Origin of the sequence: Gordonia sp. PS3 (genome assembly GCF_041950545.1) — a bacterium.
GTDB lineage: Bacteria > Actinomycetota > Actinomycetes > Mycobacteriales > Mycobacteriaceae > Gordonia > Gordonia sihwensis.
Map to the genome: position 1 here is coordinate 2,011,405 of NZ_CP169524.1, position 22,766 is coordinate 2,034,170.

At 69.2% G+C, this 22,766-nt stretch carries 20 protein-coding genes; 2 read left to right on the forward strand and 18 right to left on the reverse strand.

Features of this window, described 5'->3' with window-relative positions; translation table 11 throughout:
• The first annotated feature begins 312 nt into the window (after positions 1 to 312).
• Entirely contained in the window at positions 313 to 1,380 is a 1,068-nt protein-coding gene (locus tag ACE11G_RS09305) for an alpha/beta hydrolase (protein WP_062367511.1), read from the forward strand.
• Between the two features lie 123 nt (positions 1,381 to 1,503).
• Here ACE11G_RS09305 and pyrF read toward each other — a convergent pair whose 3' ends face one another.
• The 10 genes from pyrF to ACE11G_RS09355 form a co-directional block, all read right to left on the reverse strand.
• On the reverse strand, positions 1,504 to 2,343 hold the full coding sequence (pyrF, locus tag ACE11G_RS09310) for an orotidine-5'-phosphate decarboxylase (RefSeq protein WP_375001933.1): 840 nt from the start codon (positions 2,341 to 2,343) through the stop codon (positions 1,504 to 1,506).
• Entirely contained in the window at positions 2,343 to 5,672 is a 3,330-nt protein-coding gene (gene carB, locus ACE11G_RS09315) for a carbamoyl-phosphate synthase large subunit (protein ID WP_375001935.1), read from the reverse strand. Before carB ends, pyrF begins: the two co-directional genes overlap by 1 nt.
• Positions 5,672 to 6,865, reverse strand: coding sequence for a glutamine-hydrolyzing carbamoyl-phosphate synthase small subunit (carA, locus tag ACE11G_RS09320; RefSeq protein ID WP_375001937.1), 1,194 nt, complete (start codon positions 6,863 to 6,865; stop codon positions 5,672 to 5,674). The genes carB and carA overlap by 1 nt, the downstream gene beginning before the upstream one ends.
• Positions 6,865 to 7,443 (reverse strand): hypothetical protein, encoded by a 579-nt coding sequence (locus tag ACE11G_RS09325; protein WP_062367534.1) that lies wholly within the window; start codon positions 7,441 to 7,443, stop codon positions 6,865 to 6,867. The genes carA and ACE11G_RS09325 overlap by 1 nt, the downstream gene beginning before the upstream one ends.
• On the reverse strand, positions 7,440 to 8,771 hold the full coding sequence (locus ACE11G_RS09330) for a dihydroorotase (RefSeq protein ID WP_346076283.1): 1,332 nt from the start codon (positions 8,769 to 8,771) through the stop codon (positions 7,440 to 7,442). Before ACE11G_RS09330 ends, ACE11G_RS09325 begins: the two co-directional genes overlap by 4 nt.
• The gene (locus tag ACE11G_RS09335) at positions 8,771 to 9,805 is read right to left on the reverse strand and encodes an aspartate carbamoyltransferase catalytic subunit (protein ID WP_062367515.1); all 1,035 of its coding nucleotides are present in this window, start codon (positions 9,803 to 9,805) and stop codon (positions 8,771 to 8,773) included. Before ACE11G_RS09335 ends, ACE11G_RS09330 begins: the two co-directional genes overlap by 1 nt.
• Positions 9,802 to 10,365, reverse strand: coding sequence for a bifunctional pyr operon transcriptional regulator/uracil phosphoribosyltransferase PyrR (pyrR, locus tag ACE11G_RS09340; RefSeq protein ID WP_006894804.1), 564 nt, complete (start codon positions 10,363 to 10,365; stop codon positions 9,802 to 9,804). The genes ACE11G_RS09335 and pyrR overlap by 4 nt, the downstream gene beginning before the upstream one ends.
• An 83-nt stretch (positions 10,366 to 10,448) precedes the next feature.
• Positions 10,449 to 10,898, reverse strand: coding sequence for a transcription antitermination factor NusB (gene nusB, locus ACE11G_RS09345; RefSeq protein WP_006894803.1), 450 nt, complete (start codon positions 10,896 to 10,898; stop codon positions 10,449 to 10,451).
• 49 nt (positions 10,899 to 10,947) lie between these two features.
• Positions 10,948 to 11,514: an elongation factor P gene (gene efp / locus ACE11G_RS09350; RefSeq protein WP_006894802.1), complete on the reverse strand. Its 567-nt coding sequence runs from the start codon at positions 11,512 to 11,514 to the stop codon at positions 10,948 to 10,950.
• A 21-nt stretch (positions 11,515 to 11,535) separates the two neighbouring features.
• The gene (locus tag ACE11G_RS09355; RefSeq protein WP_346076287.1) at positions 11,536 to 12,690 is read right to left on the reverse strand and encodes an aminopeptidase P family protein; all 1,155 of its coding nucleotides are present in this window, start codon (positions 12,688 to 12,690) and stop codon (positions 11,536 to 11,538) included.
• 24 nt (positions 12,691 to 12,714) lie between these two features.
• On the opposite strand from ACE11G_RS09355, the gene ACE11G_RS09360 reads away from it, so the two are divergent.
• The gene (locus ACE11G_RS09360; protein ID WP_006894800.1) at positions 12,715 to 13,206 is read left to right on the forward strand and encodes a B-4DMT family transporter; all 492 of its coding nucleotides are present in this window, start codon (positions 12,715 to 12,717) and stop codon (positions 13,204 to 13,206) included.
• A gap of 275 nt (positions 13,207 to 13,481) precedes the next feature.
• Here ACE11G_RS09360 and aroB read toward each other — a convergent pair whose 3' ends face one another.
• The 8 genes from aroB to alaS all read right to left on the reverse strand — a co-directional run bounded on the left by aroB (position 13,482) and on the right by alaS (position 22,752).
• Positions 13,482 to 14,591: a 3-dehydroquinate synthase gene (aroB, locus tag ACE11G_RS09365; protein WP_045540468.1), complete on the reverse strand. Its 1,110-nt coding sequence runs from the start codon at positions 14,589 to 14,591 to the stop codon at positions 13,482 to 13,484.
• A gap of 30 nt (positions 14,592 to 14,621) precedes the next feature.
• Positions 14,622 to 15,155: a shikimate kinase gene (locus tag ACE11G_RS09370; protein WP_045540469.1), complete on the reverse strand. Its 534-nt coding sequence runs from the start codon at positions 15,153 to 15,155 to the stop codon at positions 14,622 to 14,624.
• Positions 15,152 to 16,366 carry a chorismate synthase gene (gene aroC / locus ACE11G_RS09375; RefSeq protein ID WP_045540472.1) on the reverse strand — a complete coding sequence of 405 codons (1,215 nt, stop codon included), beginning with the start codon at positions 16,364 to 16,366 and terminating at the stop codon, positions 15,152 to 15,154. The genes ACE11G_RS09370 and aroC overlap by 4 nt, the downstream gene beginning before the upstream one ends.
• Positions 16,367 to 16,423: 57 nt before the next feature.
• Complete coding sequence (locus tag ACE11G_RS09380) at positions 16,424 to 16,807, reverse strand: prepilin peptidase (RefSeq protein WP_375001942.1); 384 nt, start codon at positions 16,805 to 16,807, stop codon at positions 16,424 to 16,426.
• 76 nt (positions 16,808 to 16,883) lie between these two features.
• The gene (locus tag ACE11G_RS09385) at positions 16,884 to 17,729 is read right to left on the reverse strand and encodes a shikimate dehydrogenase (protein WP_006894793.1); all 846 of its coding nucleotides are present in this window, start codon (positions 17,727 to 17,729) and stop codon (positions 16,884 to 16,886) included.
• Positions 17,726 to 19,615, reverse strand: a complete 1,890-nt coding sequence (gene mltG / locus ACE11G_RS09390; protein ID WP_375001944.1) for an endolytic transglycosylase MltG — start codon at positions 19,613 to 19,615, stop codon at positions 17,726 to 17,728. Before mltG ends, ACE11G_RS09385 begins: the two co-directional genes overlap by 4 nt.
• Positions 19,616 to 19,645: 30 nt before the next feature.
• Positions 19,646 to 20,074, reverse strand: coding sequence for a Holliday junction resolvase RuvX (gene ruvX / locus ACE11G_RS09395; RefSeq protein WP_006894791.1), 429 nt, complete (start codon positions 20,072 to 20,074; stop codon positions 19,646 to 19,648).
• On the reverse strand, positions 20,071 to 22,752 hold the full coding sequence (gene alaS / locus ACE11G_RS09400; protein WP_045539257.1) for an alanine--tRNA ligase: 2,682 nt from the start codon (positions 22,750 to 22,752) through the stop codon (positions 20,071 to 20,073). Before alaS ends, ruvX begins: the two co-directional genes overlap by 4 nt.
• Positions 22,753 to 22,766: the final 14 nt, after the last annotated feature.

Here is a 22,766-nt window from a genome sequence, read left to right on the forward strand (position 1 = left end):
TTCGTGTCTACAGTTCGGTTTGTCCACGCGACGCTATACGAACATCTCGTGTTTTTCCGCTTCGGGGCCGTGCGGCCCCTACGAGCGAATCGGATCCAGCCTAACGCTCGACGCCTTGTCCCATGCAATCGGAGTCCCATGCAATCGGACCAGCACAAACGGTACCCGCTCCGCCGCCGTTTCCGGTGAAGCGCACCGGGCGCGCCCGCACTCGGTGTCGCAGGAGAGCGCCGATCACCTCGGAACCACATCGATCGTCCGGGAACAACACGGCGTGCGACGGCGGATGCGGCACAAGGTACCGTGCCCTCCATGCTCAGTGACCTTCGAACCCTTGCTCGTGTCCTGACCGACGACCTCGCCCCGTCCAGCGCCAGCGAGTCGGTGGTGCTCTCGGAACGTCCGCACGCCAAGCTGATCCGCTTCGGTTCAGCGGACCAACTCCGGGCGGCTCGGGAGTCCGGTCAGGTCCCGGTGCTGCTGGTCCCGCCGCTGGCGGTGCCCGCCCATTGCTACGACCTGGCACCCGGCGCCCAGCCGGGCAACTCGGTGGTCGAGTTCCTGCTCGGCACCGGTACCGTTCCGTACGTCATCGACTTCGGCGACGTGGGCTACGCCGACCGCCGGCTCGGTTTCGAGGACTACTTCGGCACCTTCATCCCCCGCGCGATCGGCGAGGTGATCGACGATTTCCGGGCCGGGCCGGACGCGGTCGACCTCATGGGCTGGAGCCTCGGCGGCACCCTGTCGCTGATGACCGCGGCCGCACAGCGCGACCTGCCGATCCGCTCGGTCATCACCGTCGGCACACCGCTCAACTACCAGAAGATCGAGCCCTATCCCCTGCTCCGGAGGTTGCTCGGCCCCACGCAGGGCAAGCCGGTCACCTATCTGCTCCGCGCGCTGGGCGGCATCCCGTCGATCGCCGTACAACTCGCCTACCGAGCGAGCTCGTGGGATCGCGAACTGCGCAAGCCGCAGTACATTCTGGCGAACCTCCGAGACACCGACGCGCTGGTCGGCATGCAGGTGATCGACCGCTTCCAGAACTCGCTGCCCGGCTACCCGGGAAAGGTCAGCGAGCAGATGCTGGTGAATCTCATCCTGCGCGATGAGATCGCACGCGGCGAACTGCACTTCGGATCGGTCACCGTCGATCTCACGTCCATCACGGCGCCGGTCTTCATGGCCGGCTCGCACCGTGACGCGATCGTCAGCCACGCGGCGGCCGAGCACGGACTGAGCCTGTTCACCGACTCCGTCCACGCCGAGTTCCACACCGTCGAGACCAGCCACCTCGGACTGCTGACCGGGGCCGTCGCCGAACAGGAGACCTGGCCCGCGATCGCCGCTTTCCGCGAGGAGATCGGCCGCTACTGAACGGCCCCGTGGCTCCGCGCCATCCGCGAAACCCGCAGACCCCGCACAGCCGCGACGTTCGACGACGGAACCCCCGTCCGGGACGGGGGTTCCGTCGTCGAGTGTCGCGTCAGTGGTGAGCGGCTACCGCAGCGCCGCCTCGACCTCGTCTCTGGTCGCGGACGCCGCGGCCGCGAGGGCCGCCGGATCGGGTCCCGCGCGCAGGATGCTGCGGCTGGCCGCCGGCAGCAGCCACGACGGATCCGAACCGTCGAAGATCCGGGCCAGATCGGCCGCGGTGGCGCCCTGGGCGCCCAATCCCGGCGACAGCACGGGACCGGCCAGGCGGCTCAGATCCAATCCGTGTTCGCGTGTCGCGCCGACCACCACGCCGACCGTTCCGGAGCCATCGGCGTTCACCTCCGCGGCGGCGTCGACGATCGACTGTCCGACGGTCCGACCGCCGGCGTCGGCCGTCTGCACCGAGCCGCCCTCGGGATTGGAGGTGCGGGCGAGGGCGAAGACGCCGCGCGCGGTGGTCCGCGCCTTGTGAACAGCCGGTTCGAGCGATCCGAAACCCAGGTACGGCGAGAGGGTCACCGCATCGGAGCACAGGGGCGACGCGTCGTCGAGCCATGCCGCGGTGTACGCCGCCATGGTGGAGCCGATGTCGCCGCGCTTGGCGTCGGCGAGGACCACCGCCCCCGCCTCTCGGCAGCCGGCGATCACATCCTCCAGGACCGCGAAGCCCGCGGCGCCGAAGACCTCGAAGAAGGCGACCTGCGGTTTGATGACGGCGGCGGTGGGACCGAGGCCCTCGACGCAGGCGTCGGCGAAGGCGCGCAGCCCGTCGACGGTCACCGGCAGACCCCACTGCTCGAGCAGCGCCGCGTGCGGGTCGATTCCCGCGCACAGCCGTCCGCGCTCGGCGACGACCGTCCGGTATCGCGCCGCGAAACCGGACGATCGTGCCGTCGCTTCCATCACTTGCCGGCCTGCATCTCCGCGTGGCGGCGCTGCAGTGATCGCACGCTCATCGTGGCGTTCAGCGTCGCCTCGATGCCGAGCACCGCGGCGCCCGCACCCTGCACGGTGGTGATGAACGGCACCGTCGCGGCGATCGCGGCGGCACGGATCTCGTACCCGTCGACGCGCGGTCCGGCGGTGCCGAACGGCGTGTTGATGATGAGGTCCACCTTGCGCTCTCTGATGGCGTCGATGACGGTCCGCTCACCCTCCTTGGCCTCGAAGTACTTGCGCACGGTCTCCACCTGGATACCGTTGCGGCGCAGCACGCCCGCGGTACCGCCGGTGGCGAGAACGGTGAAGCCCAGGTCGGCGAGGCGCTTCATCGGGGAGATGATCGAGGCCTTGTCGCGATCGGCCACCGACACGAAGACCGTGCCCGAGCGAGGGAGCGCTCCCCCGGCCGCCTCCTGCGACTTGGCGAAGGCCCGGCCGAAATCGTCGTCGAGTCCCATGACCTCACCGGTCGACTTCATCTCGGGACTCAACAGCGAGTCGACGCCGGTCCCGTCCTCCCGCCGGAAGCGATTGAACGGCAGCACGGCCTCCTTGACCGCCACCGGGGCGTTCGCCGGGGTGACCGAACCGTCGCCCTCCGCGGGCAGGATGCCCTGGGTGCGCAGTTCGGCGATCGACATGCCCAGCATGACTCGCGCGCACGCCTTCGCCAGCGGCACCGCGGTGGCCTTCGAGACGAAGGGCACCGTGCGGCTCGCCCGCGGGTTGGCCTCGAGCACGTACAGCACGTCGCCGGCGAGCGCGTACTGAACGTTCATCAGGCCGCGCACGCCCAGACCCCTGGCCAGCGCCGCGGTCGAGGTCCGCACCCGCTCCACCACATCGGCGCCGAGCGTGATCGGGGGCAGCGCGCACGCCGAGTCGCCTGAGTGGATGCCCGCCTCCTCGATGTGCTCCATGATGCCGCCGATGTAGACCTCGTCGCCGTCGCACAGCGCGTCGACGTCGATCTCCACGGCACCCTCCAGGAACCGGTCGACCAGCACCGGGCGGTCGTCGGAGATCTCGGTGGCGTTCGCGATGTAGTCGGCCAGCCCCTGCTCGTCGTAGACGATCTGCATGCCGCGGCCGCCGAGCACGTACGACGGGCGGACCAGCACCGGGTAGCCGATTCCGGCCGCGATGTCCTTGGCGCCCTCGAAGGTGGTGGCGGTCCCGAACTGCGGTGCGGGCAGGCCCGCCTCGACGAGTACCTTGCCGAACTCGCCGCGGTCCTCCGCCAGATCGATGGCGGCCGGGCTGGTGCCGACGATCGGCACGCCCGCGGCCTCGAGCCGTGCGGCGAGCCCCAGCGGAGTCTGCCCGCCGAGTTGGACGATGACGCCCGCGACGGTGCCCGACTGCGATTCGGCGTGGTACACCTCCAGGACGTCCTCGAAGGTCAGCGGCTCGAAGTACAGGCGGTCGGCGGTGTCGTAGTCGGTGGAGACCGTCTCCGGGTTGCAGTTCACCATGACCGTCTCGTAGCCGGCCTCCGACAGCGTGAGCGCGGCGTGGACGCAGGAGTAGTCGAACTCGATGCCCTGGCCGATTCGGTTGGGTCCCGAGCCCAGGATCAGCACCTTGGGCCGCTCGGTCTGCGCGGCGATCTCGGTGGTCGCCGCCGGATCGAGCTCGTAGGAGCTGTAGTGGTACGGGGTCTTCGCTTCGAACTCGGCGGCGCACGTGTCGACCGTCTTGTAGACCGGGCGCACGCCCATGCCCGTCCGCAGTTCGCGGATCGCGTCCTCGTCGGTACCGCGGAGGACTGCGATCTGGCGGTCCGAGAGTCCGTTGCTCTTGGCGACCCGCAGGGTGAACTCGTCGAGGCTCTCGGCGTCGCGGACCTCGTGACCGATCTGTCGGATGCCGTCGATCTCGGCCAGGAACCACGGGTCGATCGAGGTCGCCTCGTAGATCCGGTCGATGCCGACGCCCGCCTCCAGCAGCAGCATGATCTTGTACATGCGGCCGTCCCTGCCGACCGACACCTCCGACAGCAGCGCCTCGGTGTCGATGGTCGCCGGGTCGGGCCGGTCGGCCTCGGTCCAGAAGCCCGCCGCCTTGGTCTCCAGTGATCGCATCACCTTGCCAAAAGCCTCGGCGAAACTGCGGCCCAGGCTCATCGCCTCGCCCACCGACTTCATCGTGGTGGTGAGTGTGTCGTCGGCGCCCGGGAACTTCTCGAACGCGAAACGCGGAGCCTTGACGACCACGTAGTCGAGCGCCGGCTCGAAGCACGCGGGCGTGACCCGGGTGATGTCGTTCATGATCTCGTCGAGCGAATAGCCGATGGCCAGCTTGGCCGCCATCTTGGCGATCGGGTAACCGGTCGCCTTCGACGCCAGCGCCGACGAGCGCGACACTCGCGGGTTCATCTCGATGACCACCAGGCGGCCGTCGCGCGGGTTCTGGGCGAACTGGATGTTGCAACCGCCGGTGTCGACGCCCACCTTGCGGAGGATGGCGATCGACTGATCGCGCATGATCTGGTACTCGCGGTCGGTCAGCGTCATCGCGGGTGCGACGGTGATCGAGTCGCCGGTGTGCACACCGACCGGATCGACGTTCTCGATCGAGCAGATCACGACGACGTTGTCCTTGTTGTCGCGCATCAGCTCGAGCTCGTACTCCTTCCAGCCGAGGATGGACTCCTCGATCAGGACATTCGCCGTGGGCGAGGCCGCCAGGCCGCCGCCGGCGATCCGGTCCAGATCGGCTTCGTCGTAGGCCATGCCGGAGCCGAGTCCGCCCATGGTGAACGACGGCCGCACCACCACCGGGTAGCCGAGCTCCTCGACGGTCGCGTGCACCTCCTCCATGGTGTGGCAGACCCGCGAGCGGGCGCTCTCGCCACCGATCTCGGTGACGATGTCCTTGAACATCTGGCGGTCCTCGCCGCGCTGGATGGCGTCGAAGTCGGCGCCGATCAGCTCGATGTCGTGCTTGGCGAGAATGCCCTTCTCATGCAGGCCGACCGCCGCGTTGAGCGCGGTCTGACCGCCCAGGGTCGCGAGCACGGCGTCGATCGGGTGGCCGCCGGCGGCCTCGGTCTCGATGACCTTCTCGATGTACTCCGGAGTGATCGGCTCCACGTACGTGGCGTCGGCGAACTCGGGATCGGTCATGATCGTGGCCGGATTGGAGTTGACCAGCGACACGCGCAGGCCCTCGGCCTTGAGCACCCGGCAGGCCTGGGTGCCCGAGTAGTCGAACTCGCAGGCCTGGCCGATGACGATCGGGCCGGACCCGATCACCAGAACGTGGGAGATGTCTGTACGGCGAGGCATTACGCGCGGGTTCCTTTCATGGCGGAGTTCTCCATCACGTTGACGAACTTGTCGAAGAGGTTGGCGGCGTCGTGCGGTCCGGACGCGGCCTCCGGGTGGTACTGCACGGAGAACGCCTGGCCGGACAGCAGCTCCACACCCTCCACGACGCCGTCGTTGGCGCAGACGTGGGAGACGCGGGCACGGCCGAGGTCGGTGTCGAACTCCTCGCCCGCTTCGCCCTCGAGGGCGAAGCCGTGGTTCTGCGAAGTGATGGCGACCCGGCCGGTGGTGGTGTCGAGGACCGGGATGTTGATGCCCCGGTGACCGAACTTGAGCTTGTAGGTACTGCGGCCGAAGGCCCGTCCCAGGATCTGGTTCCCGAAGCAGATGCCGAACGTCGGCAGTCCCGCGTCGATCACCTCGCTGGTCAGCGCGACGGCCGCGTCGGCGGTCGCCGGGTCGCCCGGCCCGTTCGACAGGAAGAAACCGTCCGGGTTCAGAGCGCGGATGTCGGCGTAGGTGGCGTCTGACGGGAGCACGTGCACCTCCACTCCGCGGGCGGCCAGCATGCGCGGGGTGTTGGCCTTGATGCCCATGTCGAGCGCGGCGACGGTGAACTTCGCCTCCCCGCCGGCCGCCTCGACGATGTACGGCTCGGACGTGCTGACCTGCGCCGCGAGATCGGCACCGGCCATCGACGGCTGGGCGCGGACCGCGTCGAGCATCTCCTCGGTGCTGCCGATCGCATCGCCGGAGAAGATCCCGGCGCGCATCGATCCGCTGTCCCGGAGCACGCGCACCAGTGCGCGGGTGTCGATGCCCGCGATGCCGACCACTCCCTGACCGATCAGCTCGTCTTCGAGCGACGAGCCGGCTCGCCAGTTGGAGACGCGTCGCGTGGGGTTGCGGACCGCGTATCCGGCCACCCAGATCTTCCCCGGATCCCGGTGGTCGATGAAGTCCGCCGACCACCGGACCGACGAACGCTTGCCGAGCAGGCTCTCACTGTCCTCGGTGTTCCAGCCGGTGTTACCGATCTGCGGCGCCGTCGCGACGACGATCTGCCGGTGGTAACTCGGGTCGGTCAACGTCTCCTGGTACCCGGTCATCGCGGTGCAGAAGACCGCTTCGCCCAGAGTGCGTCCCGTGGCGCCGAACGCCTGACCGGTGAAAACCTGGCCGTTCTCCAGCACCATCACCGCTTTGTTCATCACTTGTCTCTCTTCTTCGTCTTCTTGGTGCCAGATTCATGTTCGTCCGTGAGTTCGAGCTCGCGGAAAGCCTTCTCGGTGATCTCCTCGTAGGCCGCCACCCACTCCGGATAGACCGACTTGTCGTCGGCGCGCAGCCCGGAGTCCACCTGGATCCCCGTCGGCAGCGCCCAGCGGATCACCAGCACACCGTCGCGGCTCATCGCCTTGCCCGCGAGCCCACGTTCGGTGCGGACCGCCACGATCGACTCCTCGGGGATCCAGATCTGCGAGGCGCCCGAGCGCTCGATGAGCAATCCGGCCGGGAACGCCGACAACTGAGCGTTGGCGCGGTCTCCGAAGTCGCCGACCGCGATGCGGTTCTGCCAGCTCGGCGCCATCGTGCTGCCGAGGTACAGGCCGGTGTGCGGGCCGCGGATGAGCTCTCCCGGGTCGGCGGGCGCCACCGGCAGTTCTCCGACGGTCTCCGCCTGCCTGCGGCCCCGGTTACGCCAGCCGCGCACCACCATCGCCACCAGTGTCAGCCACACCGCGAGGGCGACGACGGTGACCACCACGTAGTACAGGACCTCGTTCACCGCCACTCACCCGCCGTCTCGCCGAGCTCCGCCGCGGGTCCCCGCGCCGCCGTGACCCGACCGCGCAGGACCGTCGCCTGCACGACGCCCGGCAGCCGCATCGACTCGTAGGGGGTGTTGCCGGACTTGCTGGCCAGTGTCTGGCCGCGGACCTCCCACGAACCGTCCGGATCGATGATCGTCAGATTCGCCGGCTCACCGACGGCGATCGGCCGCCCCTGGTCGTCGAGGCCGACGATCTGCGCCGGCCGTTCGCTCATCACTCGCGCGACGCCGCGCCAGTCGAGCAGTCCGGGCCGGACCATCGTCTCCACCACGATCGACAGCGCCGTCTCCAGACCCAGCATCCCCGGTCGCGCCTGCGAGAACTCGCAGCACTTCTCCTGCGCCGCATGCGGTGCGTGGTCGGTGGCGACGCAGTCGATGACCCCGTCGGCAAGTGCCGCCCGCAACGCCGTCTTGTCGGTCTCCTCGCGCAGCGGCGGGTTGACACGGTTGACGCCGTCGTAGGTCTCCAGCCGCGAGTCGTCCAGCAGCAGGTGGTGCGGAGTGACCTCCGCGGTGATCTCGATCCCCTGGCCGCGGGCCCAGCGGATCAGCTCGACCGTGCCCGCCGTGGACGCGTGCGCGATGTGCACCCGGGCCCCGGCATCGCGCGCCAACAGCGCGTCGCGCGCGACGATCGACTCCTCGGCGGCACGCGGCCAGCCGGTCAGACCCAGCCGCGCGGCGGTCGGACCGTCGTGCGCGACGGCTCCCACAGTCAGCCGCGGATCCTCGGAGTGCTGCGAGATCAACACTCCGAGCCCCTTCGAGTACTCGAGCGCCCTCTTCATGATGACCGGATCGTGCACGCACTTCCCGTCGTCGCTGAACAGCTTCACCGCAGCGTCGCCGTCGGCCATCATGCCCATCTCGGCGAGTTGCTCGCCGGCGAGTCCGACCGTGACCGCACCCACCGGGTGCACGTCCACCAGACCGATCTCCCGGCCGAGGCGCCACACGTGATCGGTGATCGAGGCGTTGTCGGCCACCGGGTCCGTGTTCGCCATCGCGAAGACCGCCGTGTAGCCGCCGCGCGCCGCCGCTCGCGAGCCCGATTCGACGGTCTCGGTGTCCTCACGGCCGGGCTGGCGCAGATGTGTGTGCAGATCGACGAAGCCGGGAAGCAGTACGCCGCCTCCGCCGTCGATCGTGTCCGCCCCCTCGGGAGCCGGCAGGCCGGCGCCGATCGCGGTGATCTCGCCGTCGACGACGGCGACATCCACCGGGTCGCCGTCACCGTAGGGCCGGACGTTGGTGATCAGGACCGAACCGGTGACGGACACTACTTCACTCCTCGGGAATCGTCGGGGGCGCTGCTGTCGGGTGTTCTGCTGTCCGCTGTTCTGCTGTCGGGTCCGCCGATGGACTCCTCGGCTCCCGCGATGAGGCGGAACAGCACCGCCATGCGGACGTGGACGCCGTTGCGGACCTGTTCGAGGACGGTGGCCTGCGGGGTGTCGGCGACGTTGAAGCCGATCTCCATGCCGCGCAGCATCGGGCCGGGATGCAGCACCACGGCGTCGTCGCGCAGCATGGCCATGCGGGTGTCCGAGAGCCCGTAGCGCACCGCGTACTCGCGCGCGCTCGGGAAGAATCCGCCGTTCATGCGTTCGGCCTGGACCCGGAGCATCATCACCGCGTCCGCGGCCGGAAGCTCGGCGTCCAGATCGGTGGCGACCCGGACCGGCCACGTCTGCACGCCCGTCGGCAGCAGGGTCGGCGGTGCCACGAGGACCACCTCGGCACCGAGGGTCGCGAGCAGCCGGGCGTTCGACCGCGCCACGCGCGAGTGCAGGATGTCGCCGACGATCGCCACGCGACGACCTTCGAAACCGCCCAGACGCTGGCGAATCGTGTAGGCGTCGAGGAGCGCCTGCGTGGGGTGTTCATGCGTGCCGTCGCCGGCGTTGATGACCGACGGGCCGGTGGTCGGCAGGCCGGTGACGTCGCTGCCGTCGTTGGTCCACCGCGCCACCTGGGCGGCGGCGCCGGATGCCGGGTGCCGCACCACCAGGGCGTCCGCGCCGAGAGCGCGCAGTGTCTTGGCGGTGTCGCGCAGCGACTCGCCCTTGTTGACCGACGAACTCGATGCGCTGACGTTGATCGCATCGGCGCTCATCCACTTGGCGGCGACCTCGAACGAGACGCGGGTACGCGTCGAGTTCTCGTAGAAGACGGTCATCACCGTCCGGCCACGCAAGGTGGGGAGTTTGCGGACCTCACGGCCGGCGAGCGCCTGCTCGAACCGCTGGGCCTCGTCGAGGATGTCGAGCGCGTCGTCGCGGGACAGGTCGGCGGCGGAGAGCAGGTGCTTCATCGGAGCACCACCTCGTCGATCCCGTCGTGCTCCACCAGGTGGACTTCGACGTCCTCGTCCCGGGAGGTCGGGACGTTCTTGCCGACGTAGTCGGCGCGCAGGGGCAACTCCCGGTGGCCGCGATCGACCAGCACCGCGAGTTGCACCGCGGACGGACGGCCGAGATCGCGCAGCGCGTCGAGCGCAGCTCGCACGGTGCGGCCGGAGAAGAGGACGTCGTCGACGAGGATCACCAGCGCGCCGTCGACGCCGCCCTCGGGGACGAGCGTCCGTTCGAGCGGGCGATGGGGCTTGTCGCGAAGGTCGTCGCGGTAGAGCGTGATGTCGAGGTAGCCGGTCGGCACCCGGACGCCGGAGAACTCGGCGATCCGCTCGGCCAGCCGCACTGCCAGCGAGGTGCCCCGCGTGGGGATACCGATGAGCAGGACCCGACGGGCGTCGGGAGCGTCCAGAGCGGTCTTCTCGATCACTTGATGTGCCATGCGTGCCACCGTGCGCCCGACGTCAGAAGCGTCGAGTAACACACGCTGAGGGCGCGCACGATCGACCGGCGGAGCCAAGTCGACCTCCTTCTCCGCCTCACTGGACGGGTCGTTAAAGGAAATTCTCTTGTCGAGCCAGAACTTGCTCTCGAGGAGCCAGTCTACTCCGCCGAGGCCGCCGCCCTGACCTGAGGGGCCAGTTCGGCGACCTTGCCGAGGACGCCGTTGACGAACGACGGGGAATCGTCGGTCGAGAGCTCCTTGGCGAGCTCGACGGCCTCGTCGAGCACGACGTCGATGTCGACGTCGGTCGCGTACAGCAGCTCCCAGACGGCCAGCCGCAGAATGGCGCGGTCGACCGCCGGGAGCCGGTGCAGCTTCCAGTTCTCCAGATGCGACTCGATCACGGCGTCCACCTGGGAGGCGTCCGTGGTGACACCCTCGACGACGCGCACGGTGTACTCGTACATCGTTCCGACGCTGTCGTCGGTGGGGTAGATCTCGCGCCGCTCAGCGATCAGCTGGGTGGCCTTCACGCCCTTGGCTTCCGCCTCGAACAGAAGGTCCACCGCGCGCTTGCGCGCCTTGTGGCGGGTACCGGGTTTCTTCACGTGAGTCGCAGTGCCTGTCTTGCTCGGGGAACGTCGGTGGTGCGGTGTGTCAGCTGTTGACGCGGCCGAGGTAGCTGCCGTCGCGGGAATCGATCTTCAGCTTGTCGCCGGTGTTGATGAACAGCGGCACCTGGACCTCGGCGCCGGTCTCCAGCGTGGCGGGCTTGGAGCCGCCGGTCGATCGATCGCCCTGCAGACCCGGGTCGGTGTGCTGGACCTCGAGTTCGACGGTGACCGGGAGCTCCACCGACAGCGGCGCGCCCTCATGGGTCGAGACCTGGACGGTCATGTTCTCCAGCAGGAAGCGCGCACCGTCGCCGATGACCTCGGGGGCGATGGTGATCTGGTCGAAGGTCTCGCCGTCCATGAACACGTAGTCGGTGCCGTCGTTGTACAGGTAGGTCATGTCGCGACGGTCGACGGTCGCCGTCTCCACCTTGACTCCGGCGTTGAAGGTCTTGTCGACGATCTTGCCCGACAGGACGTTCTTGATCTTGGTGCGCACGAACGCGGGGCCCTTGCCCGGCTTCACGTGCTGGAATTCCAGAATCTGCCAGAGCTGGTCGCCCTCCATCTTGAGGACGAGGCCGTTCTTGAAGTCGGCGGTCGACGCCATATGTGTTGTCTCCTCGGAAAGTCACAGGGCGCGGAGCGCCCTCGGGGTGGTCGTCAGCAATCGCGGTCCGGCATCGGTGACCACCAGGGTGTCTTCGATCCGCACGCCGCCGCGCCCGGGCAGGTAGATCCCGGGTTCAACGGTGACCGTTGCGCCGACAGGCAGTGTACCGCTCGCGGCGGCCCCGATTCCCGGACCTTCGTGGATCTCCAACCCCACCCCGTGCCCCAGACCGTGCACGTAGTACTCGCCGTACCCCGCGTCCGCGATCACCTCGCGGGCGACGGCGTCGACCCCCGCCAGGTCGGCGCCGGGAACGAGGGCCTCGCGGCCGGCGAGCTGCGCGGCCTCGACGATCTCGTAGATCTCGCGTTGCCACGCCGCCGCGGCCCCCAGTACGTAGGTGCGGGTCATGTCCGAGTGATAGCCGCCGGCGACCGCGCCGAAATCCATCTTGACCAGGTCGCCGTCGGCGAGCACCGCATCGGTCGGGCGATGGTGCGGGATCGCCGAGTTCGGCCCGGCGGCGACGATCGTCTCGAAGGCGATGGCGTCGGCGCCGCGCACGTACATCTCCCACTCGAGGTCGCGCGCCACGGCACGCTCGGTGCGGCCCGGGACGATCGCGTCGCGTTCGATCAGAGCGGCGAGGGCCTCGTCGCCGATCCGGCACGCCGACGTGATCAATTCCACTTCACCGGCGTCCTTGACCGCGCGCAGCGCTTCCACCGTTCCGCGCAGCGGGACCAGTTCCGCGCCGGCGTGCTGCGACAGGTCGGTGAACGCCGCCACCGACATCGCGTCCGCCTCGATGCCGATCCGAACGCGCGGGCGCAGGCCGACGGCGTGCTCGACGAGGGCGCGCGGGCAGTCGCGGGCGATCAGCGCCGGCAGGTCGGGTACCTGTGCGGCCACCTGCGACACATATCTGCCGTCCGTCGAGATCGTGTCCTCGGGCCGCTCCGGCCGCTCGGCCCAGACGAGGACCGCCGCGTTGCTGCCGGTGAAACCTGTGAGGTAACGCACGTTGACCAGGTTCGACACGACGATCGCGTCCACCTGGTCCCCCGCCGCGTCGTCTCCCAATGCCCGGGACAATCGAGCGCGCCTGGCCGCGATCGTCGCGCCGGCCTCGGCGTGCGCCGGTTCTTTCCGCATGTCAGCGTTGTTGAACATGTTCCTCCCCGGTATGGTGCATCCATGAGTTCGTGGCTACTGCGTGGCGCCGTGATGTCGATTGTGCACATCGCCGCCCGAATCATTCTCGGTGTCGTCGTCATCACGGCACCTCTGTCCTCGCCACTCGGACGCTGGCTCGCGGTGATCGCCGTGGTGCTGATCGCGGTGATCTGGGGCGGATACGACGGCATCAGGGACGCCCGCGCGCACAGCGACCCCGACGACTACGAGGATCTCACGATGCGCTGGCTCAAGGTCGGCCTCGTGGCCGCCGTCGTGTCGTGCCTCGTGTGCTGGATCCTCGGAACCTTCTGGCTGAACGGTATCGGCCAGGCCTCCTTCTGGATCGAGATGACCGCCGGCGTCTCGTTCATCACCCTCATCGTCTACCTGCCGGCGTTCTTCGGCGTCAGCCTCGGGCGCTTCTTCGTCCGCCGCGACCAACGGAAGGCCGAGTTGAAGGCGCAGGAAGCAGCAGAAGCGCAGACCGCTCAGCTGGCGACCACTGCCTGAGCATCGTCTCCACGACGGCGGGCCGGGAACCTTCGAGGTTCCCGGCCCGCTGTTGTTTGTGCTGTGAGGGGGTTTCGACTCGCTTCGCTCGCTCAACAAGCCTAAGGAGCAGCCCGCTCAACCAGCCTGCCGGGCGGCCCGCTCAACAAGCCTAAGGAGCAGCCCGCTCAGCCAGCCTGAGGAGCAGCGCGCGCAATCAGCCTGCCGGTGGGCACTTCACATCCAGGGTGGTTGAGCGAGCGGAGCGAGTCGAAATCATCCCACCCTCGAACCGCTCACAGCATGATCGGGGCGGGGCCCGAGGCTCCGCCGGAGGCGACGGCCGAGTAGGCGGCCGCGATCAGCGACGGGTCCGGGGCCTCCAGACGGCCGGGCTTCGCCAGACCGTCGAGCACCACGAATCGGAGCATGCCCGACCGGTTCTTCTTGTCGCCGGCCATCGTCTTGAGGAGTTCGCCGAGCGCGTCCTCGTCGTAGGTCGTGGGCAGACCCACGAGTTCGAGGATCCGGCGATGGCGGTCGGCGGTCTCGTCGTCGAGCCGGCCCGCGAGCCGCCCGAGTTCGGCGGCGAAGACCATGCCGACGGAGATCGCGGCCCCGTGACGCCACTTGTAGCGTTCACGGCGTTCGATCGCGTGGCCGAGCGTGTGACCGTAGTTGAGGATCTCCCGCAGTGAGGACTCCTTCAGATCCGCGGACACGACGTCTGCCTTCACCTGGACCGACCGGCGGATCAGCTCCGGCAGGACCGTCCCCTTCGGGTCGAGGGCGGCACCGGGGTCGGCTTCGATCATGTCGAGGATCACCGGATCGGCGATGAATCCGGTCTTGATGACCTCGGCGAGCCCGGCGACGACCTCGTTGTGCGGGACCGTCTCCAGCGTCGCGAGATCGATGAGCACGGCGTCGGGCTCGTGGAACGACCCGACGAGGTTCTTTCCGGCATCGGTGTTGATGCCGGTCTTGCCGCCCACCGCGGCGTCGACCATCGCCAGCAGCGTGGTCGGCACGTGGATGACGCCGATGCCCCGCATCCACGTCGCGGCCACGAAACCGGCGAGGTCGGTGGCGGCACCGCCGCCCAGGCTGATGACCTTGTCGTTGCGCATCATGCCGATGCGTCCGAAGACCTCCCAGCAGAAGGAGGCGACGGAGAGGTCCTTGCCATCCTCGGCGTCCGGGATCTCGACGCGATGCGCATCGAAGCCCTGTTCGGCCAGATACTCGCGGATCTGCTCGGCGGTGGCCTTGAGGGTCGGCTGATAGACGATCGTCACGCGATCGGCGCCCTGCGCCGCTTCGGCGACGTCGGAGAGCAGACCCCGGCCGATCGTCACGTCGTAGGGACTCGCCGCGCGGACGGCGACCTTCACCGGTTCGGTCATGCCTGATCTCCCATGTTCATTGGTCGGCGTTCATTGGTCGGCCCGCACCGCCTGCAGTCGGGCCCGGATGTCGTCGACGACAGTCTGCGGGTTCCGGGCCGCGTCCACCTCGACGGCCGCGACGGCGCGATAGGTCGGTTCTCGGCGCGACAGCAGGTCCGCATAGCGCCGACGTGGGTCGGGGTCGGCGAGCAACGGTCGGTCGGACGCAGCGACGCGCGCGAACCCGGTGTCGGCGCCGACCCTGAGATACACCACGGCGTGGCCGGCGAGCGCCTCGCGGATCGTGTCGGTCATCACCGCTCCTCCGCCCAGCGAGACCACACCGTCGAACCGGCCCAGAACGTCGGTGACGACCTCGGACTCCAGCCGGCGGAAGGCCGGTTCGCCGTCGGCGGCGAAGATGTCCGGGATGCTTCTGCCGGAGCGGCGTTCGAGTTCGTCGTCGGTGTCGCAGAAGGCGACGCCGAGAGCGTGGGCCAGTGCGCGGCCGACGGTCGACTTGCCCGCTCCCATCGGGCCGACGAGAACCGCGGCCGGACGGCCGGTGGCCTGTGCCGTCACGACTGCGGGTGCGGCGGACGGCTCTCGATCACGTCGAGGTAGCTGCGCAGGTTGGCGGCGGTCTCGGAGACCGAGTCGCCGCCGAACTTCTCCAGCGCCGCCTGTGCCAGCACCAGCGCGACCATCGCCTCGGCGACCACACCCGCGGCGGGCACGGCGCACACGTCGCTGCGCTGGTGGATGGCGGTGGCGGGCTCGCCCGTGGTCATGTCGACGGTCGACAGCGCCCGAGGGACCGTCGAGATCGGCTTCATCGCGGCCCGGACACGGACCGACTCGCCGTTGGTCATCCCGCCTTCCAGCCCGCCCGCACGATTGGTGGAGCGAAGCACCCCATCGGCTCCGGGGACCATCTCGTCGTGGGCCTGGCTGCCGCGACGCCGCGCCGTCTCGAAGCCGTCACCGACCTCGACGCCCTTGATGGCCTGGATGCCCATCAGGGCCGCGGCCAGCCGAGCATCGAGCCTGGTCTCGCCGCTGACGTGCGAGCCGAGTCCGATCGGGACACCGGTGGCGATCACCTCGACGACGCCGCCGAGCGTGTCGCCGTCGCGCTTGGCGGCCTCGATCTCGCCGATCATCGACTGCTCGGCGTCCTTGCCGAAGGCGCGGACCGGGCTCTCGTCGATCGCCGACAGATCGGCGGCGGTCGGCGCGGGACCGTCGTACGGCGTACTCGCACCGATCGAGACGACGTGCGAGACGATCTCGATGCCGAAGACCTGCCGCAGGAAGTTCCGGGCCACCGTGCCCGCGGTGACGCGCGCCGCCGTCTCCCGTGCGCTCGCCCGCTCCAGCACCGGGCGGGCGTCGTCGAAGCCGTACTTCAGCATGCCGGAGTAGTCGGCGTGCCCGGGTCGCGGACGGGTCAGCGCCGCATTGCGCGCGCTGCCCTCGAGTTCGTCGGCGTCGACCGGATCGGCCGACATCACCTGTTCCCACTTGGGCCACTCGGTGTTGCCGATCTCGACGGCCACCGGGCCGCCCATCGTCAGCCCGTGGCGGACTCCGCCGATCATCGTGACCTTGTCGGCCTCGAACTTCATACGGGCGCCGCGGCCGTAGCCCAGCCGGCGGCGGGCCAGTTGTTCGGCGATGTCGGACGAGGTGATCTCCACTCCGGCGACCATCCCCTCGACGAGGGCCACCAGGGCCGGGCCATGGGATTCTCCGGCAGTTATCCAGCGCAACACAATGGTCAATTGTTCCAGAAGGGTCCACCGGCGGCACAGGCAGGCACTCCGGACGGTTCCGCCGCCGCGCACCGGTCATGTCAGCAGCAGGAAGAGGATGGTCGACGCCGCGAGGGCGGGCCCGTGCGGCAGGCTGGTCTTTCTGGCGACACCGCAGGTCACGAGGGAGATCACCGCCGCCGCCACCACGACGAGGCCGCTCACGATCGGTTCACCGACCAACGCGCCGCACGGCACGGCGAGCTTGACGTCGCCGCCACCGCAGTGTCCGCGCGCGAAGGCCAGCACATACGGCACGACGGCGACCGCCGCCGATGCTCCGACGACGGGCAGACACACCGCCACGGCGGCGGTGCCCACCATCGCCGGAACGACCAGGGAGTTCGGGATGCGCCCGGTCCGGCGGTCGATCGCGGCGACGAGCAGAAGCCAGACGGCTGCCAGGAGTTCGGGGACCATCGCTCGAGCGTCCCGGTCCCCTGTGGACCGCGACAATCACCCGATCCACAGGCCCCGACACCCGACCGGGGTCGACTCAGAGCGCCAGACCGACCGCCGCAGCCATGGCGGCCTTCGGGGCAGGTCTGCCGGTGAACTGCTCCACCTGGCTGTAGGCCTGGTTCAACAACATCACCAGTCCCCCGACCACGGTGCCGCCGGCGGCGGCCGTCGCGGCGGCGAGCGGCGTCGGCCACGGGTCGTAGATCACGTCGATCAGGCGCGGCGTGGCGGTCACCGCCGGAATCAGCGCCTCGGCGGCCGGCGCCGGCACCGTCGACACGGTGACGTCGGCGGCCGCGCACGCCTGACGCACCGTCGCGCCGCCGTCGAAGGGCACCACCTCCACCGACAGGCCGAGTTGCTCGGCGAGGTCGCACGCGCCGCGCGCCCGCTGGGCACTGCGTGCGACGATCGACACCGCTGAGACGCCGGCGTCGGCCAGCGCCGCGAGCGTCGGCAGCGCGGTTCCGCCCGCGCCTATCACCACGGCTCGCGATGCCCCGGCGGGGAGTCCGGCCGCTGCCAGCGCGCCGGTCATCCCGTCCACGTCGGTGCAGTCGGCCCGCCACCCGGCGTCGGTGCGCACCAGGGTGTTGGCCGATCCGATCAATTCGGCTCGGCGCGTCCGCTCGTCGGCGAAGGCCAGCGCCGCGAGCTTGCCGGGCATGGTCACCGAGAAACCGATCCATTCGGCACCCGCGCGGGAGACACGGTCGGGAAGCTGCTCCGCCGTGGTGTCGATGGCCTCGTACGTCCAGCCTCGCAGACCCAGCGCCCGGTAGGCCGCACGGTGCAGCGCCGGGGACTTGGAGTGCGCCACCGGCGAGCCGAGCACCGCGGCCTTGCGTGGTACGGGGTCCACGGGATTCTCGCCCGTCATTCGCAGCCGGTGGTCAGGAGCTTGTTCTTGCACGCCACCTGACGGTTCTTCTTGTGCTGGTCGAAGGTCTTCGAGAACAGCGTGGTGCCCTGCTTGTCGACGGTGACGAAGTACAGCCAGTCGCCGCTGGCGGGATTCAGCGTGGCGTGGAGCGCACGCTCACCGACCGCACCGATCGGTGTGATCGGCAAGCCCTCGTGCTGGTAGGTGTTCCAGGCGTTCTCGTCCTTGTAGACGTCACCGCGCACATCGACGTCCGTGACGGCCGCGGTGTAGTTGATCGTCGAATCCATCTCCAGCCGCTGTCCGGCCTTGAGCCGGTTCAAGATCACGCGGGCGACCTTGGGGAAGTCCTCGTCCTTGTTCGCCTCGCGTTCGACGATCGACGCCGTCACCAGGTTCTGGTAGGGCGTGAGTCCGGTGTTGTTGTCGGACTGCAGGCCCCATGCCGTGAAGCGCTTGTCGGAGTTGGTGATCAGGGTGTGCAGTATCTCCACGGCGGACATCCGCGGGTCGAGATCCTCCCACGCACCCGAGGCGATGAGCCCCTCGATCCGGCGATGGTCGTTGCCGAGCCGGTTGAACGCCTCGAGCGCCCACGACGGGATGCCGAGTTCGGTGGCGCTGGCGGTCGCGGCGGCCTCCATCAGCTGATCGACGGTGACCCCGTAGGTCTGATCGTCGGTCTTCACCGTCGTCGCGTCGGCGATCCGCTGGAAGATGCCCGTCGTCGTCTTGCCGTCGACGCCCTTCTTGGTATCGAGCTGCAGACCTTCGGGCACCACCATGAAACCGACGCGATTGTCGCTGCCCTGCATCTTCTGCACCGCCGCCTCGGCCGAGATGCCCTTGGGCAGTTTGTAGAAGCCCGCGGCGACGGTGTCGTTGCCGGTGGCGTTGACGAAGGCCTTGCGGCTGCCGACAACGCCGGCGTCGGTGAGAGTGTCGCCGATGTCACGCACCGTCGCATCGCTCTGGATCTCCACCAGCGCCGAGCCGTGCCCGGTGCTGCTGTCGTAGTCGGTGCTGGAGTCGAAGACGCCGAGCGCCTTCAGCGCGATGCCCGCCAGGACCAGGATGACCACGAGGAGGATCGCCAGAACGGCGACGACCACCTTGCGGTTGCGCTTGCGGGCGGGCATCGGACGATCGACGAGATCGGCGTCCTCATCGGCGGCGCCGGCCGGCGCATAGCCCGCCGCCGCGACGTCCTGGCCCACGGTGCCCGCGGCTCGAGGGTCCGCGGACGCGTACTCGGCAGGTGCATGGTCGGCCGGCGCATACTCAGCCGATGAATAGTCGGTCGGCGCATAGTCGGTGGCGGCGTACTCCGCCGGCGGCGCGTCGTACCGGGCGTGCGATCCGGTGGTCTCGCCCGGGGTGACGTCGTCCTGCGTGACATCCAGGATGTCGAAGAGACCGGTCGGCTCGGGTTGTTGCACCGGCTGAGCCTGTGGGACCTGAGTCTGTGGGACCTCGGTCTGGGGCACCTGAGTCTGCGGGACCTGAGTCTGCTGCTCCTGCGCGTGACGTGCCGGCGGGTTCACGATCGTCGGCGGTTCCGTCGAGTGCGGCGAGGTCCGCGGTTCGGTGAAGCTCAGCCCCTCCACCTCGGTCGGGCGGTACTGGACCTGGAAGTACGGCGACGGCTCGCCGGCAGGCGGCTCCGGGGTCCGGTACTCGATCGTCGGATCCGGCAGTGAATCCCCCACCCGGACGATCGGAATGCTGCCCGTCGTCGTCGGATCACCGGGCGCACGCCGGCGGCGATGCCGGTTGCCCGACTGTCCGGCGCCCATCGACTCCGCGAAGTAGCGGCGCCGGTCTCCGTCAGACGGCAATCGTCCGCCGGATCCTTCGCTGCGCGGGTCGTCCTGGTCAGACACTTGAGAGATTCCTCCTCGTCGGCTGGCGGCTCATCGTTGCGCGTCGAGCCATCCCTGAAGGATAGCGACAGCCGCAGCCTGATCCACGACGGCACGCGCGTCTTTCGCTTTCACTCCCGACGCACGCAGCGCAGCAGTCGCAGTGACTGTGGTGAGCCTCTCGTCGTAGAACTCGATCGCGACTCCGTCGGCTTCGGCCGCCAGTTGACGTCCGAAATACCGCGCGGCACGGACCGCCGGTCCCTCTTCGCCGCGCAGTGTCCGCGGCAGGCCGATCACCACGCCGATCGCCTCGTACTCGGCGATGATCTCCACGATCCGCGCCACGTCGGAACCGTCCTTGGCGCGCCGGACCGTCTCGACCGGGGTCGCCAGGATTCCGTCGGGGTCGCACACCGCGACCCCGACGCGCACGCTTCCCACGTCGATGGCGATGCGGCGTCCGCGAGGTGAGATCACCGGCCGCCGACGACCTCGCGCAGCCGCGCCAGAGCGGCGTCGATGCCCGCGGCGTCGGTGCCCGAGCCCTGTGCCAGGTCCGGCTTGCCGCCGCCCCGGCCCGACACCAGCGGTGCCAGTTCCTTCACGAGGTCGCCCGCCTTGACACCGGCCGCGCGCGCGGCGTCGGTGGTGCCGATCGCGAACGGGACCTTGCCGTCGGCCGACGAGAAGAGTGCGACAACCGCATTGCGGTCGGCGACGCGGCCACGGAGGTCGGTCACCAGTCCGCGCAGGCCGTTCGCGTCCACACCGTCCGCGACGCGGGCCGCCACGAGCAGCGTGTCACCGACGGTGACGGCCTCGTCGATCAGGCCCGCGACCGCTGCCCGGGACTGCTCCGCCCGCAGTGCCGCGACGGTCTTCTCGGCCTCCTTGAGCTTCAGGACCAACTGCTCGACCCGATCGGGCACCTCCTCGGAGGGCACCTTGAGGGACGCGGCCAGGCCGGCCATCAGGGCACGCTCCCGCGAGAGGTAGCGGAAGGAGTCCATGCCGACGTATGCCTCGACGCGGCGCGTGCCCGACCCGACCGACGACTCGCCGATCACCGTGATCGGACCGATCTGCGCCGAGCTCGCCACATGGGTGCCGCCGCAGAGTTCCATCGAGAACGGTCCGCCGATCTCGACCACCCGGACGCGGTCACCGTAGTTCTCGCCGAACAGGGCCATGGCACCCATCGCCTTGGCCTTCGCCAGATCGGTCTCGAAGGTGTTCACCGCGTAGTTGGCTTCCACCGCTTGGTTGGCGATCCGCTCGATCTCCTCGCGCTGAGCGTCCGTGAGCCCACTGCCTGCATGGAAGTCGAAACGCAGGTAACCCGGACGGTTCAGCGAACCGGCCTGGGTGGCGGTGGGGCCGAGGACCTCCCGCAGCGCGGCGTGCACCATGTGCGTCCCCGAATGCCCCTGAGTGGCGCCGTGACGCCAGCCCGCGTCCACCGCGGCGAGCACCTCGTCGCCCTCGACGATCTCGCCCTCGTCGACCACCACCCGGTGCAGCCACACCTTCTTGCCGACCTTCTGGACGTCTCGGACGGCCAGCCGCACACCGTCTCCGGTGGTGATCGTTCCCCGGTCGGCCATCTGGCCGCCCGACTCGGCGTAGAGGGGGCTGCGGTCGAGGATCAGTTCCAGTTCGGTGCCGGGGGCGGCGGACCGGACACGCTGTCCGTCGGCCACCAGGCCCAGCACGCGAGCCTCCGACACCAGTTCGTCGAAACCGGTGAACTCGGTGGGTCCGCGGTCGAGGAACTCGCGGTACACCGACTGGTCGGCGTGCGACGACTTGCGCGCACTCGCATCGGCCTTCGCGCGGCGGCGCTGCTCGCCCATCAGCTCGGAGAAGCCCTCGCGGTCCACCTCCAGACCCGCTTCGGCCGCCATCTCCAGGGTCAGGTCGATCGGGAAGCCGTAGGTGTCGTGGAGGGTGAAGGCGTCGCTGCCGCTGATCGAGGTGCTTCCGGCCCTCTTGGTGGCGTCGGCCGCCTCCGAGAACAGCTTGGAGCCCGCTGCCAGCGTCCGGGCGAAGGTGGTCTCCTCGGCCACCGCGACCGACAGGATGTGGGCCCGCTGCTGCTCCAATTCGGGGTACGACGGGCTCATCACATCGATCACTTCGGCGATGATCCGCTCCATCGTGGCCTCGCCGGCGCCGGTGGTGCCCGACCCCAGCAGCCGCATGGACCGCACGATGCGGCGCAGCAGTCGGCGCAGCACGTACCCGCGACCGTCGTTCGCGGGAACCACACCGTCGCCGATCAGCATCGCCGCGGTGCGGGCGTGGTCGGCGACCACGCGGAAGCGGACGTCGTCCTCGTGCTTGCCCGCTCCGTACTCGCGGCCGGTGAGGCGGGACGCGAGGTCGATGATCGGCTTGAGCAGGTCGGTCTCGTAAACGTTGTCGACGCCCTGCAGCAGGCAGGCGACCCGCTCGATGCCCATGCCGGTGTCGATGTTCTTCTTCGGCAGCGGGCCGAGGATCTCGTAGTCGTCCTTGCTGGTGCCCTCACCGCGTTCGTTCTGCATGAAGACGAGATTCCAGATCTCGATGTACCGGTCCTCGTCGGCCTCGGGACCGCCTTCGACGCCGTACTCGGGGCCGCGGTCGTAGAAGATCTCCGAACACGGACCGCACGGTCCGGGCACGCCCATCGACCAGTAGTTGTCGGCCATGCCGCGCCGCTGGATCCGTTCGGACGGCACGCCGATCTCGTCGCGCCAGATGCTCTCGGCCTCGTCGTCGTCGAGGTACACCGTCGGCCACAGCCTCGTCGGGTCGATGCCGTATCCGCCGTCCTCGACCGAATTGGTCAGCAGTTCCCAAGCGAACCGGATCGCCTCGCGCTTGAAGTAGTCGCCGAAGGAGAAGTTGCCCGCCATCTGGAAGAAGGTGTTGTGGCGGGTGGTGATCCCGACCTCTTCGATGTCGAGGGTGCGCACGCACTTCTGCACGCTCGTCGCGCGGGTGTACGGCGGTGTCTGGTCGCCGAGGAAGAAGGGCTTGAAAGGCACCATGCCGGCGTTGACGAACAGAAGGTTCGGATCGTCCAGGATCAGCGAGGCGCTCGGCACCTCGGTGTGTCCGGCGCGGATGAAGTGATCCAGGAATCGCTTCCGGATTTCATGCGTCTGCACTGCGGCGGTGTCCT